Genomic DNA, 13,837 nt, shown 5'->3' with positions numbered 1-13,837 from the left:
CGGCGACCGCCGGTAATGTGATCGGCTCGACTCGGCGAGGACCGGGGGCATTCGACTGCTGACGGTGAGCAGTCGAACAGCTTGTCGACGCGGGGTTGACGGTTCGGTCGGAGTGCTCACTAGTCTCGGGCAATGCGCCCGTTGCCCGTGGCCGATCCAGGTGACCCCGACATCCGCACCGCCGCACGGTACCTGACCTGGCTGGGCAGGCAGGTCCGCGGTCCGCTCGGCGCGGCCGCGTTCTTCGGCGTGCTCTGGCTGGGGTCGCAGGCACTGGTCCCGGTCGTCATCCGCGAGGCGATCGACCACGGCCTCGTGCCCGGCGACATGCACACCGTCCTGGTGTGGTCAGCGGTGCTGCTCGGCCTCGGTGTCGTGCAATCCGTGTCGGGGACCATTCGGCGCCGGTTGAACATGCACAACGCGCTGTCCGCCGGATTCCGCACCGTGCAACTGGTCGTGGCGCACGCCAACCGTTTGGGCGCGTCGCTGCGGCGGCGCGTCGACGAAGGCGAGATGATCAGCGTCGGCACCTCGGACATGGCCGCGATCGGCAACGCCTTCGACGTGGTCGGCCGCGCGGTCGGTGCGCTGGTCTCGCTCGTACTGGTCGCCGTGGTGCTGTTGGAGCAGTCCACCCCGCTCGGGCTGTTGCTCGTGGTCGCGCTGCCCGCGGTGATCCTGACCACGGGGTACGCGCTGCGCCCGCTGCACCGCAGGCAGGAGGCGTACCGGGATCTCCAGGGAGAGCTGACCTCCCGGTTGACCGACGTGGTCGCAGGCCTGCGGGTCCTGCGCGGCGTCGGCGGCGAGGCCCCGTTCGCCCGCTCCTACCGCGAACGTTCGCAACGCGTGCGCCAGGCCGGTTCTCGGGTCGCGGGCGTCGAAGCGCTGATCCGGGGCAGCCAGGTCCTGCTGCCCGGTCTGCTCGTCGGCGCGGTCACCTGGATCGGGGCGAGAGCCACCCTCGACGGGTCGGTCACGCCGGGCGAGTTGGCCGCCTTCTACGCCTACGCGGCGTTCCTCGTCGAACCGCTGGGCATCTTCACCGACACCGCGGACCGGTTCGCCAGGGCGCACGTCGCCGCCCGCCGGGCCGTCGCCGTCCTCAACCTCGTTCCGGAACCCGCTCCCGGAGCCCCTGCCGAGCCGCTCCGGCACGGCGGAGGGCTCCCCGTACCGCCCGGCCCCCGTGAACTGGTCGACCGGACTTCCGGCCTGGTGGTGCCTGCCTGCGCGTTCCTCGTGGTGGTGACCCCGCACGCCGCGGGGGTCCGGCTCGCCGACCGGCTCGGTGGCCACACCGGGGAGGGCGTCACCTACGACCGGCAGCCGTTGCCCGCGTTCGACCCCGATGGACTCCGCAGTCGGGTACTGGTGGTCGACAACGACTCGCGCCTGTTCCGCGGTCCGCTGCGGGCCAGCCTCGACCCGCACGGCGCGGCCGGTCCCGACCAGATCGCGCGTGCGCTGCGGGTGGCCTCGGCCGAGGACGTGGTCGAGGCCCTTCCCGACGGCTTGGACACGGAGGTCACGGCGGACGGCCACCGCTTCTCCGGCGGTCAGCGCAGGCGGCTGGTGCTGGCCCGCGCCGTGCTCACCGACCCGGACGTGCTCGTCGTGGTGGACCCGACCTCCGGGTTGGACACCCACACCGAGGACCGCGTCGGCCGCCGCCTGTACTCCGCGCGCGCCGGGCGCACGACCGTGCTGATCAGTTCGAGCCCGTTGCTGCTCGACCTGGCGGACCGGGTCGCCTTCCTGCCCGGGGGTCGCGTCACCGCCGTCGGCACGCACCGGGAACTGCTCGCCACCGACCCGGGCTACCGCACGGCGATCCAGCGCGAGACGGGCGAGGCACCGCACGACGGCGCGCCGACCACCCCGCGCACGGTGATCGGGAGCGCTGAATGAGCCATACCGCCCTGCCGGTGGCGGATGCCGCCGAGGTCCGCCGCCACGGCCTCGACCTCGCCCGCCGCCACGCCCGCGACCTCGGTTGGATGCTCTCCCTGCACGGCCTCGCCGCGGCCTGCGGCCTCGTCGCGCCGTGGCTGATCGGCAGCCTGCTCGACGAGGTGGTGCGCGGCACGACGGCCACCACGGTCAACCTGTTCGGCCTCGGCCTGGTGACCTCGCTGGTGGCGCAGTCCGCGCTGACCTACTGGGCGGTTCGGCGGTCCTGCCGGTTCGGCGAGCGGATCACCGCCGAGGTGCGCGAGGACTTCGTCGACCGCGTGGTGGGCCTCCCGCTGTCCACCGTGGAGGACGCCGAACCCGGCGACCTCGTCACCCGTGCCTCCCGTGACACCGACGCGCTGACCAACACCGTGCGCTACGCGGTCCCGGAGATGCTGATCGCGCTCGCCACCTGCCTGTTCACCTTCGGCGCCCTCCTGCTGGTCGGACCGTTGACGGCGCTGCCGAGCCTGGTCGTCATCCCGCTGCTGTGGTCGAGCACCCGGTGGTACCTGCGCCGGTCGGGACCCGGCTACCGGCGACGCGGCGCCAGCTACGTCGCGCTCGGCGACACCCTCGCCGAAACGGTGCCCGGCGCTCGAACCGTGGAGGCGCTGGGACTGCGGTCGTGGCGGCGGGACGTGCTCGACCGCGACCTGGCCGAGGCGTACCAGGCCGAGCGCCACACCATGTGGTTGCGCAGCTCGTGGTACCTGGCGGTGGAGTTCAGCTACGTCGTCCCGGTGGTGGCCACGCTGGTCGTCGGCGGCGTCCTGCACGCGAACGGGTTGGCCACGCTCGGCCAGGTGGTCGCGGCGACCCTCTACGTCCGGCAGCTGATCTTCCCGCTTGACGACGTGCTGAGCTGGATGGACGAGGTCCAGATCGGCTCGGCCTCCCTCGCCCGTGTGCTCGGCGTCAGCAAACTGCCGCCAGACCGCGAGCCCTCCGGCGAACAGCCGCGCGGCGAACGCTTGACCGCGCGTGCCGTCACCTACACCTACGAGGGCGGCAACCGCGTCCTGCACGGCGTCGACCTGGACCTCACCCCCGGCGAACGCCTCGCGGTCGTCGGCCCCTCCGGGTCGGGGAAGTCCACCCTCGGCAAGCTGTTGGCGGGCATCTACGAGCCAGAATCCGGCGTGGTCGAACTCGGCGGCGTGCGTCTCGTGCGGCTGGGTGAACAGGAGTTGCGCAGGCACATCGCACTGGTGAGCCAGGACCACCACATCTTCCGGGGCACCCTCCGGGAGAACCTGACCCTGGCCAAGCCCGGGACGGGCGAGGCCGAGGCCCGGCGAGCACTCGACGCGGTCGGAGCCGCGGCGTGGGCGGCGGCGCTGCCCGACGGCCTCGACACGCTCGTCGGCTCCGGCGGGCACGACCTCACCGCGGCGCAGGCGCAGCAGGTGGCGCTGGGCCGCCTGGTGCTGGCCGACCCGCACACCGTCGTCCTCGACGAGGCCACCGCGCTGCTCGACCCGGCGACTGCCCGGCACACCGAGCAGGCCTTGGCGGCGGTCCTCGGCGAGCGCACGGTCATCGCCATCGCCCACCGGCTGCACACCGCGCGGGACGCCGACCGCATCGCGGTGCTGGAGGACGGCCGCATCACCGAACTCGGCAACCACCACGAATTGCTCGCCGCGAACGGTGCCTACGCCGCGTTGTGGCGGACCTGGCACGGCGACTGATGTCCTTGCGGGTGAAAGGTGTCGAGTCCTAGCCTGGATTCATGGAGTCGAAAAAGCCGCACGTGGACTGGGAAAGCCTTTTCGGTGCCGACTACGACCACTTCGACCTGCCTGATCTCACCCCGGAACTGAGCGCGGGAGAAGTGGACAGAATGGTGGAGCTCGGCCGGTTCACGCCGGGCGGCACCGTTCTCGACGCACCTTGCGGGCACGGCAGGCACGCCAACATCCTCGCGTCCCGCGGTTACACCGTGGTCGGCATCGACCGGTACGAGCGATTCCTGGGCATGGCGGCCGAGGAAGCGGGGCGGATGGGCGTCCGGGTCGACTACCGGCACCTCGACCTGCGCGAGATGGATTTCGAAGCCGAGTTCGACATGGCGGTGTCCTGGTACAGTTCATTCGGCTACTTCGACGACGAGACCGACCGGGACATCCTCCGGCGCTATCGCCGGGCACTGCGCCCGGGTGGGACTTTCCTGCTCGACATGCATTCCCCGTACCGGCACATCCCCAGCGTCCTGGCGAACCACGAGATGCACGTGGACGTCCTCCGGCGCGGCCCCGACATGGCCATCGACATCCAGGAGTTGGATGCCGAGAACAGCCGGTACTTCTCGGAGAAGCTCACCATCCGGAACGACGTGGTGACGCGGGCGCGGTACAGCGTTCGCATGTTCACCGCCCCGGAGATCCTGGAGTGGTTCCGCACCGCCGGGTTCTCCGACGCGAAGGTCATGGACGAGAACGGCGGCACGTTCACGGTCAGCAGCAAGCGCCTGACGGTGCTCGGAACCGCCTGAGCCTCGTCCTCCCGATCACGACAGGAGGGGTTCCGTGCTCGCCAACTCCGCCAGGCTCCTGGCCTCGGCAGCAGGCATCCGCACCGCGGACGCGGACGTGGGAGCGCTGCGGGCGCACTACGCCCGGCACCGGTGCGCGCAGATCCGGCAGGTCGTCGACGCCACCGAGCTCCGCCTCGCCGCCCGGTCCGCCTACGAGCAGTTGGGCGACGGGCCGGTGGTCGACGCCCAGGAGCACGTCGATGACGACGGAACGCTCGGCTACGGTTTCCGCCTGCTGCGCATGGACGCGAAGTCCGACTCGCCGGAGCACTCCCGCCGCGTCACCGAGGTCTTCGACGAACACGGCCTGTCGGACTGGGCGCACGAGGTCGCCGTCGAACTCGTCCCGCTGGTCGGCCGGATCACCGGGCGCGCGATGCGCTACGAGCGGGTCTTCATGCTGGCCTACCGGGAAGGCGACTACATCGGACCGCACGGCGCCGAGCAGGACACCGACCTCGACCGCTTCAACCTCCAGTTCCCGCTGTGCTACAACACGGTCGGTTCCATGCGCGTCCTCAAACAGGGTTACCTGGAACCGATGTACGACCGCGACGGTGACGCTCGACTGCTCGGTCCGCGGATGTGGCACGAGGTGCCGCCGCTGCTGCGCCTGCCCGATGGCCCGGACCCGCTGCGGCTGGTCGTGTCGCTGCGCCTGGCGGCCCTCCCGGAAGCGGACTAGTGCGATCCCAGGACACCAGGGCGGAGGCACTCGCGCAGGCGGCGGCGGAGGTCTTCGCCGGGTTCGGCGTCGATTTCGGCAGGGCGCGGCGCGCGGGCGGCCGGACCAACGTCACCTGGATCGGCGGCGGGCTGGCTGTGCGATTCGCGGGCGGGGCGGGCACCTCGAACCTGGAGCAGGAGACCCTCCTCGCCGCAGTGCTGCCGCCAGAGGTCGGCTACCCCCGGGTGATCGGTTCCGGGGTGACCCGGGGTGTCCCCTGGGTGGCCGCCGTCGAGGTGCCCGCGGTCAACCTCGACGACGCTTGGCCCGACTTGGGGCCGGACCAGCGGGCGCGCGCCACCCGGCAGCTGTGGGCGAAGGCCCGGGCGGTGCACGGCGTGGCCCCGGGACTCGTCAGCCCCCTTCTGACCGGCCGCAACCCCTTCTACGCCTGCGACCTGGCCGAGGCGGTGGCCGGCCCGTCGCGGCTGTACCGGGCCGGTGTGCTCAGCCGACTCGAACGGGACCGGCTGTGGGAGCTGCTGGAACGCCACTGGGAGGTGTTGCCGGGCGCCGCGGTGGTGCTCAACCACGGTGACCTCTCACCGGTCAACGCGCTGTGGGACGGCACGGGTGTCGTGTCGTTGTTGGACTTCGAGTTCGCCGTGCTGGCGCCGGTGCACCTCGACCTGAACGAGCTGGTGAAGCACGCCTTCGCCCCGGTCGCGCCGGGCGCCGGGGTCGACGACGGGACCCGGTCCCTGGTGCGGGTCGAGGTGACCGCGGCGGCTCGGTCGCTGCTGCGCGGCCAAGTCGACGTCGACCTCCTGCTCGGCCACAGCATCCAGCTGGAGGTGTGGGGTTTGGAGCGCGAGCTGGCCAAACCCCACCGCGGCGACTTCACGGCGTGGGAACCGTACCTGATGCTCGCCGAGTGCGCACGGGTCGAGGGCGGCTGCTACGCACCACTCCTGCAAGAGGTGCTTTGACCATCGATGCCCTGTGGCATCGCAGACCGCGACCGGGGAGCCGTTGCACGACGGATCAGCGAGGTGGACGTGGGCGAACGGCGGCCCCGATCGGATCGGTGTTCTCCCACCAGGTGGGCCCTGGCCTGCGCGGTGGGTCTGTTCGGGATCGCCAACGCGGTCCTCGCGCTGGATGCCCCGATGGTGGACCTCCACGTCTACCGAGCGGCGGGCGAGGCGGTGTCGGCGGGCCGAGAGCTGTACTCGGAGCCGGTGTGGCGCGACTTCCTGTTCACCTACCCGCCGTTCGCGGCACTGGTCTTCGTGCCGCTGGCACTCGTGGAGTCGGGGGCGGTGGAGGTCGGCGCGGTGGTCCTCAACTGCGCCCTGCTGGTCCTCGTCGTCGAGCGGTCGTGGCGCTCGCTCGGCGTGCGGAACCCCCAGCGGCACGTTCCAGCGGTGATCGCGACGGCAGGCGCTGCCTTCCTGATCGAAGCGGTCCACACGAACTTCCACGACGGTCAGATCAACCTGCTGCTGCTCGCCCTCGTGCTGACCGACCTGACGGGGCGGCAGGGTGGTCGGCTCCGCGGCGCGGGGATCGGGGTGGCGGCGGGTCTGAAGCTGACACCGCTGGTCTTCTTGGTGGTCCTGCCGGTGTTGGGGCGGCGTCGACACGCCGTCAGGGCGGCGGCGTGGGCGGTGGGGACCGCGCTGCTGGGTGCGCTCGTGCTGCCCGGCCCGTCGAGCGCGTACTGGCTGTCTGGCGCCTTCGCCGACACGAGTCGGATCTTCCCCGATCCCACTTCACGCCACAACCAATCGCTACGCGGAATGCTCCTCAAGTCCGGGGTGCCCGAGCCCGGTGCGACCTGGGCGTGGCTGGTCCTCGCGGCGCTGATGGGGGTCGTCGTGCTCGCCCTGGCCTCGGCCGAACCGCGCGAGCCGCTGCTGGTCGCCTCGTTGATCGGCCTCTACACAACGGCCGTGTCGCCGTGGGCGTGGGGGCACCACTGGGTTTGGGTGGTGCCGTTGGGCGTGTTCCTCGCCTCGGTCATGGGCGACGCCGACCGCAGGCGGACGTGGCTGCCCAGCACGGTGCTGCTGGCGGGCACGGCGCCGTGGGTGCTGGCCCTCGCCGACCCGCAGGGCGACGGCGAGGTCCCCGTCCTCTCCGGTGGGCCGCTCGCGTTCGTGTTGGGAAACTTCTACGTCCTGTTCTTCGTGGCCGTGCTCTGCACTGCCGTGCGCGATCACCGCGAGCGGTGCTCCAGCCACCCCTGCCGGGCGCTGGGCAGGCGTCGGGCGGGAGATTAAGCGGGTGTTCGGGATTATTCTTCCGCTTGATTGATGTCGATCGCAGGACTGAATTGGTTCGAGCGTGCTTCATCTATGCCATCAATCCTGGTTGCGGGCAAGACCGTCTTCGGGTAGCCTAAAATATGTGTGTAAATTATAAATCATCCGACGTGTTCATTCAATTGATTCACATGTCCGCGGGTGCGGATTCGGCTGTTTTGTTGATCTCTGGTTGTGTTGTTGGCATGTGACGTGGGGGTATATCCGTGCTCAACGGGAATGATCCTGTTTCAGCCCGTCATGCGTTCATTGAAAGTGAGTTGCATGTGGGGGAGTCGGTCCGGGTTCCCCTGCGGGAACTCCTCCCGGCGGATTCGCCCAGGCTTGCCGGGGAGGACGCCGACCACGTCCGGACCTTGGCGGAGGCCGAGGCGGAGAAGCCGCCGATCATCGTGCACCGCAGCACCATGCGGGTCATCGACGGAATGCACCGGCTGCGCGCCGCGGCGGCGCGGGGTGAAGACGAGATCGCGGTGCGCTTCTTCGACGGTGATCTGAAGGAAGCTTTCATCCTCGCGGTTCGGGCCAACATCAACCACGGCATGCCGCTTTCGTTCGCCGACCGCACCGCGGCCGCGGGCCGGATCATCCTCTCGCACCCCAACTGGTCCGACCGCGCCATTGCCAGGACCGTCGGCATCTCCGCGAAGAGCGTGAGCAAAGTGCGGTTCAAGATGCTCGGTGAGTCCACGCAGGTGGCGGGCCGGATAGGTGCGGACGGACGTGAACGACCAGTCAACTCCTCGCCGGACGGCAGGTTGAGGGCGGCTGAATTCCTGGCCAACAACCCAGACGCTTCCTTGCGTGAGGCTGCGGCAGTCGCTGATGTTTCGGTGAGCACGGTCAACGACGTCCGCAACCGTCTCCATCGCGGTGAGGACCCGGTGCTGCCGAGCCAGCGGGGCACGGTCGAAAGCAGCACCGCCGACGCACCCGCGGCGAGTGGTCGGTCGCGACCGGAGAGACGCGACGACCCGGCCAGAAGCGGTCTGGGAATTCTGCAGCACCTCACGCAGGACCCCTCCCTCCGTTTTTCCGAACCGGGGCGGGACCTGCTCCGCGTTCTCCACCTGACCGCGGTCAGCTCCGTGAAGTGGCCGACGCTGATCGGCGCCATCCCGGACCACCAAGTGGGCGTGGTGGCGGACCTGGTGGAGGAGTTCGCGATCCAGTGGAAAGATCTCGCCGAGCAGATCCGGTCGAAAGCGTGCGCGACTCCCCACGCTGCCGCGGAGACCGGAGCAGACTCCGCTTGCGTGCGGCCCTCCGGCGACCGCTGACCACGGGGTGAGCCGAATCGCCCAACTCCAACCGGGCTTCGTGCCGGAGGCCGCGTCCACGGGTTTCGGACGTCGCGGACGACGATCCCACAGGCCCGGCGTCGTGGAGCCCGAGGGGAACACAGCGGGGTCGATGTGGTGGTGATCAGGTAGGCGTCGGTCGCCAACTGGCGCGCGGGGAATCCGTCCATTCCTTCGGCATCGCCCGGTGGCTTCCGAATGCGCACCGCTGGTGGACCGCGCCCCCCCGGAACAGCGGGGAGCCCGGTCGGTGCCGGGCTCCCCGCTGTCGTGTGCCGGTCAGGGCCCCGCGACGGCCTGGGCTTTGGCGTTGCGTTCGAAGGGGTGGATGGCGTCAACGCGCGGGTCGGCGCCCGCGTCGATCGCCGCTCCGCCGCCGAAGGAGTGGCCGGTGGCGCCGACGTCGGTCAGGTCGACCTGGCCCTGCGGGGGCTGCCCGCGCGGGTGTTCCCGGCGGTCACGTGATCCAAGCCCTACGGCATGGGGCCCGCGTTGCCCGCGTTGCCTTCCGCGGCGATGGTGAAGTTGTGTGGGGCGAGGTGGTTGAGCAGCGGGAGGTAGCGGTCCAACTTGGAGCGTGCGCCGTTGTTCCACAGGATCACCGGGTGGGTGGTGCAGCCCAGGGTTCCCGGGATGATGATCACCGGGTCGTGTTCGACGGCCGCGAGGGTCGTCAGGTCGCCACGTGCCTGGGGTGCGATCCCGAGCGGCGACGGCGTCGCCGCGACCGCGGCCGGCACCGCGAGCAGTGCCGTGCCGCGTTGGCGGACCACGGCGCGTGCGTGACTCGTGGACATCGGATGGCCTCCCGGGCAGGAAGTGACGGCAACCCCGATGCGGAGCGGAATGCGGGTCGCTCACCAACCCGGGTGCGCTGATCCGCTTCGGCGGCAGCGTTGCCGTCGGTGGCGGCGCGGGCCATGTCGTGGAGTGCGCGTCCTCGGTGCCGGGCCGAGTGCGCCTTCCGCGCAGGTTGTCGACCGCCGGCGACGGACAGGGTCCTTGTCGTCCTAATTGGACCTTCGGGGGTCGTGGGTGGACTCGGCGGTCGCCCCGCTCTGCGGGCGTGGGAATCGGTGTTCAACGACTTGCGTTCTCTCTGTGAAAAATTCTTCCGGGAAACCCCTTGTCCACGGGTCGGGGCCGATAGCAGAGTTCTTCCCCATCGACCGGTTGTCCCACCGGTCGTCGGAGATCCACACGCTGAGTGGGTGCGGAAATGGCAGTTCCGCGCCCCCTCCACCCCTGCGCGTGTGGACTTCGGTGAGGAGAGGCATGGTCTATGTCGATCAGTTTCCGGAAATCCTTGATCGCAGGCGCCGCGCTGTGCGCGCTCGTCCCCGCTGCCCTGGTGTCCGCCGGTTCCCCGGCGAGTGCCGCACCGCAGCAGTACCAGCCGGAGATGGTGACCGCGCTGGCGCGCACCCTGGGTGTCGACGAGCGGGCCGCCGTGTCCAGGTTGGACCGGGAGGCGGCCCAGCGGCAGCGGCTCGCCGACCTGACCCGCGGCGGGTTGCGGGTGGACGGTGCGTTCGTCGACGGTGGTGGCACCCTGACGGTGAACACCGCTGACCCGGCGAGCGCGGCGCGGGTGCGGGCGGCGGGCCTGGCGGCGCGCACCCCGGCCCGCGGCGAGGCGGCGCTGAACCGGGTCCAGGCGCAGCTCGACCAGTTCGCCACCCGCCAGGTGCCCGAGGGCATCTCGGCGTGGGGGGTGGACGTGGCCGCCGACGTGGTCGAGGTCGAGGTGGGCGACGCGGCGAAGCCGCAGGCCAAGGCGTTCCTCGCGGAGGCGGCCCGGTTCGGGCAGGCGGTGCGGGTGAAGAACGGCGGGAGGGCGTTGCAGACCCAGGCCACCGTCTACCCGGGCAGCAAGATGACGATCAACGGCGGCAGCGGGTACTGCTCCGTCGGGTTCGGCGCGCGCAGCTCCTCCGGCGTGCAGTACCTGGTCAGCGCCGGGCACTGCGTCGCGGGGGCGCCGACGTTGCACCTCAACGGCGTCCGGTTCGCCAAGGGCACGAGTTCGCGCTACGCGCTGGGCTCGAACAGCGTCGACATGGGCATCGCCAAGGTCGACTCCGGCAACTCCATCGCCACCCAGGTCGGCACCTGGGGCGCGGTGGGCAACATCGCCGTCCGCGGCGGGCAGCGCGCCGCCGTGGGTTCCTCGATCTGCAAGTCCGGCGCCACGTCCGGCTGGACCTGCGGCACCATCAAGGGCTACAACGTCACCGTCACCTACACCGACCCCAACGGCGGCCCGAACACCGTGGTCCGGGGGCTGGGCAGTTCCTCGGTGTGCACCATGGGCGGTGACAGCGGCGGGGCGTACATCTCCGGCAACCAGGCCCAGGGGATGACCTCGGGTGGCCCGACCGGGCAGCAGTGCACCTACAACGGCGGCAACCAGGCGGGCAAGTCCTCCTACTTCCAGCCGCTGAGCGACGCGCTGTCGTACTACGGCCTGACCCTGAACGTCGGCTGATCACAACAAGACCCACGCGCCGTGGTTGTCACTCCCCCTCAGGGGTGACAACCACGGCGCTTCGGGTGATACTGCGTTCCCGTCCGGAGGAGACCCCCGAACGAAAGAGCGCCGCCGTGAGCCGGTTCCCGACAGCACAGGGGCCCACCACCGACCCCGACACCGCGTCTCGCGCGGAGAGCTTCGGCGAGGTGCTGCGGGCCGCGATCCAGCGGCGCGACCTGACCCTGCAGCGAATCCGCTGCAGGCTGGCCGACCGCGGCGTGGACGTCGGCCTGGCCACGCTGAGCTACTGGCAGCAGGGCCGCAGCAGGCCGGAGCGGGCCAAGTCGCTGCGCGCGCTGCGCGAACTCGAGGCCATCCTCAACCTGCCCCGCGACACCCTGTTCGACCTGCTGGAACCACCCCGGCCCCGGGGCCGGGGGGCCACCACCGCGGGGGTCACCGGGAGCCACCTCTACGGCGTGGACTCACCCTTCCAGCGGGTGCTGGGGGATTCGTTCGAGCACTTCAACGACGGGGTGGCCCCGTTGAGCGTGTCCGAGCTGTGCACCGTCGACGCCGACCGCTCGCTGCGCCGGATCGCGGTCACCCAGGTGCTGCGCGCGGTGGCCGAGGGCCAGGACCGCTTCCTCATCGCCCACGGCGTGGACGACGGCGAGGTCATGCCCTCCGACATCCGGGTGCGGGCGGGGCGACTCGGCGAGGTGGCCGCCGACCACGAGAACGGGTACCTGGCCGCCGAGATCCACTTCGGCCGCACGCTGGCCAGGAACGAGACCGCGATCATCGAGTACGAAACCGTGCTCGGCCCGAGCCCGGCCCCCTCCCGCCTGCACGAGCGCCGCTTCCGCGTGCCCGCGCACGACTTCCTCCTGCGCGTGCGGTTCGCGGGCTCGGCGTTGCCCGCGCGCTGCCACAGCTACCACCGCGACACCGTCCCCTCCGCCCCGAGGCAGCGACGGCGACTCACCGCCGACGCCTCGAACACCGTGCACACCTTCCTGCCCAGGTGCGCCCCCGGGGTCTACGGCATCTCCTGGCTGTGGTCCTGACCCCGCCGGCCGGGCGCCCCACCACCGATTCCCGGCCGCTCGACCCGCGGGCTCGTCCGGAACCGTGACCGCCGTCGTCACCTCCGCCACCCCCCTGCGAAGGCCCGTGCCCCCGCCTGCGGGCAGGCGGGGGCACGGAGACCGATCAGGGAGTGCGTCAGCAGTTGTTCTTCGGGGCCTTGCCCGCGAACCGGTCGGTCAGGAACTTCTCCACGTCACCCGCGGCGAAGGCCATGGTGGTGACGTGCTCGCCGAGGAACGCGCCCCACTGGACCTTGGCGCCCGCCCGGCAGTAGTCCTTGCGCAGGGTCTCGGCCTGCTTGAGCGGGATGATCTCGTCGACGAGGCCGTGGTAGAGGAAGACCGGGGCGTTGGGCTTGACCTTGCCGAGCCGGTTCTCGGCGAGCTTGGCCTGCCACTCCGGGACGTTCAGCGGGTTGGTGGTGGTGTAGTCGGAGATCTTCTGGAACGCGTAGCCGAACACGGCGTCGACGCACACGCCCTGCTTGGTCGCGTAGAGCTCCTTGCCCTTGTCGTTGAGGTAGGACGGCAGGTCCAGCTCCGGGTAGGCGGAGTTGAGGCCGAGCGAGGCCAGCAGCAGGAAGCCGAAGCCGAGGCTGCCGTCGAGGGACTTGGCGACCTCGTTGAGGTCGGCCGGGGTGCCACCGGCGGCGATGCCCACGACGTTGAGGTCGGGGGCGTAGGACGGGGCGAGTTCACCGGCCCAGGCCGCGCCGCCACCACCCTGGGAGTAGCCCGCGAAGGCGATCGGGCCGCCGGCGGTCAGGCCGGTCGCCGACAGGCGGGTCGCGGCGCGGGCGGCGTCGATGACCGAGCGGCCCTCGGACTGGCCGACCACGTAGGTGTGCGTGCCCGGGGTGCCCAGGCCCTCGTAGTCGGTCGTGGCGATCGCGTAGCCCTTCTGCAGCAGCGGGTCCGTGAAGGGGGCCTCGTAGTCGAGGTACTTCGACGGCGCGCAGCTGTCGCCGATGCCGCGCGTGCCCGGGGCGGTGGAGACGATCGGGCGCGGGCCCGAACCGGTCCACGCCGCCTGGGGCACGAACACCCGGCCGGAGACCGCGATCGGCTGGCCGGTGGCCGACTCCGAGCGGTACAGGACCAGGTAGGCCTTGGCGCCCGCCTTCCCGGGGATCTCGCGCCACCAGATCACGTCGCCGTTGTTGCCCGGCGGCAGCGGGTTCGGCGGGGTGTAGAACGCGTCGCCGATGGGGCCCTGCGGGGCCTCGGCGGCCTTGGTGACCGGCGCGGCGGACACGGTGGTGAAGACGCCGACGGTCGCGGGGACGGCGAGCGCGGTGACGACCGCGGCGACCACGGGCCACCGCCGCGCCCCGCCTTCGGACCTGCGGAAGAATCGGGACACTGGCCTCACGGGACTCCTCATTGAGATACCTCTGACCTGGCGGAACGTATCGTTCCGAATGAATCTACAAGCGCGACCGACAATCGAACAACCCCGCTGAAACATCGAATATCTATC

General features: G+C 70.8%; 12 protein-coding genes. 10 read left to right on the top strand and 2 right to left on the bottom strand.

What is annotated here, in order from left to right; translation table 11 throughout:
• Nucleotides 1-132: 132 nt before the first annotated feature.
• The 8 genes from DFQ13_RS20290 to DFQ13_RS33990 all read left to right on the top strand — a co-directional run bounded on the left by DFQ13_RS20290 (nucleotide 133) and on the right by DFQ13_RS33990 (nucleotide 9,258).
• Nucleotides 133-1,914 (top strand): ABC transporter transmembrane domain-containing protein, encoded by a 1,782-nt coding sequence (locus DFQ13_RS20290; RefSeq protein WP_110080935.1) that lies wholly within the window; start codon nucleotides 133-135, stop codon nucleotides 1,912-1,914.
• Nucleotides 1,911-3,653 (top strand): ABC transporter ATP-binding protein, encoded by a 1,743-nt coding sequence (locus DFQ13_RS20285; protein WP_110080934.1) that lies wholly within the window; start codon nucleotides 1,911-1,913, stop codon nucleotides 3,651-3,653. The genes DFQ13_RS20290 and DFQ13_RS20285 overlap by 4 nt, the downstream gene beginning before the upstream one ends.
• A 41-nt stretch (nucleotides 3,654-3,694) precedes the next feature.
• On the top strand, nucleotides 3,695-4,456 hold the full coding sequence (locus tag DFQ13_RS20280) for a class I SAM-dependent methyltransferase (RefSeq protein WP_110080933.1): 762 nt from the start codon (nucleotides 3,695-3,697) through the stop codon (nucleotides 4,454-4,456).
• 34 nt (nucleotides 4,457-4,490) lie between these two features.
• The gene (locus DFQ13_RS20275) at nucleotides 4,491-5,183 is read left to right on the top strand and encodes a StsF protein (protein WP_110080932.1); all 693 of its coding nucleotides are present in this window, start codon (nucleotides 4,491-4,493) and stop codon (nucleotides 5,181-5,183) included.
• On the top strand, nucleotides 5,183-6,154 hold the full coding sequence (locus DFQ13_RS20270) for a phosphotransferase family protein (protein WP_110080931.1): 972 nt from the start codon (nucleotides 5,183-5,185) through the stop codon (nucleotides 6,152-6,154). The genes DFQ13_RS20275 and DFQ13_RS20270 overlap by 1 nt, the downstream gene beginning before the upstream one ends.
• Nucleotides 6,155-6,286: 132 nt before the next feature.
• Entirely contained in the window at nucleotides 6,287-7,450 is a 1,164-nt protein-coding gene (locus DFQ13_RS20265; RefSeq protein ID WP_181400074.1) for a glycosyltransferase 87 family protein, read from the top strand.
• A 248-nt stretch (nucleotides 7,451-7,698) separates the two neighbouring features.
• Nucleotides 7,699-8,772 carry a ParB/RepB/Spo0J family partition protein gene (locus DFQ13_RS20260; RefSeq protein WP_233438499.1) on the top strand — a complete coding sequence of 358 codons (1,074 nt, stop codon included), beginning with the start codon at nucleotides 7,699-7,701 and terminating at the stop codon, nucleotides 8,770-8,772.
• Nucleotides 8,773-9,117: 345 nt separating this feature from the next.
• A complete protein-coding gene (locus DFQ13_RS33990; protein ID WP_181400073.1) occupies nucleotides 9,118-9,258 on the top strand; it encodes a hypothetical protein in 141 nt (46 codons plus the stop codon).
• Between the two features lie 8 nt (nucleotides 9,259-9,266).
• Here DFQ13_RS33990 and DFQ13_RS20255 read toward each other — a convergent pair whose 3' ends face one another.
• The gene (locus DFQ13_RS20255; RefSeq protein WP_146241299.1) at nucleotides 9,267-9,590 is read right to left on the bottom strand and encodes a hypothetical protein; all 324 of its coding nucleotides are present in this window, start codon (nucleotides 9,588-9,590) and stop codon (nucleotides 9,267-9,269) included.
• 485 nt (nucleotides 9,591-10,075) lie between these two features.
• Here DFQ13_RS20255 and DFQ13_RS20250 point away from each other — a divergent pair, with 485 nt between their 5' ends.
• Nucleotides 10,076-11,281 (top strand): S1 family peptidase, encoded by a 1,206-nt coding sequence (locus DFQ13_RS20250; RefSeq protein WP_110080928.1) that lies wholly within the window; start codon nucleotides 10,076-10,078, stop codon nucleotides 11,279-11,281.
• 116 nt (nucleotides 11,282-11,397) lie between these two features.
• A complete protein-coding gene (locus DFQ13_RS20245; RefSeq protein ID WP_110080927.1) occupies nucleotides 11,398-12,336 on the top strand; it encodes a helix-turn-helix domain-containing protein in 939 nt (312 codons plus the stop codon).
• A 157-nt stretch (nucleotides 12,337-12,493) separates the two neighbouring features.
• On the opposite strand, the gene DFQ13_RS20240 is transcribed toward DFQ13_RS20245, so the two are convergent.
• Nucleotides 12,494-13,720: a lipase family protein gene (locus tag DFQ13_RS20240; RefSeq protein ID WP_233438498.1), complete on the bottom strand. Its 1,227-nt coding sequence runs from the start codon at nucleotides 13,718-13,720 to the stop codon at nucleotides 12,494-12,496.
• Nucleotides 13,721-13,837: the final 117 nt, after the last annotated feature.

The organism is Actinokineospora spheciospongiae, from assembly GCF_003182415.1.
GTDB classification, from domain to species: domain Bacteria; phylum Actinomycetota; class Actinomycetes; order Mycobacteriales; family Pseudonocardiaceae; genus Actinokineospora; species Actinokineospora spheciospongiae.
Note: the sequence above shows the minus strand (reverse complement) of the source record. Positions and strands in the feature narration are given on the sequence as shown.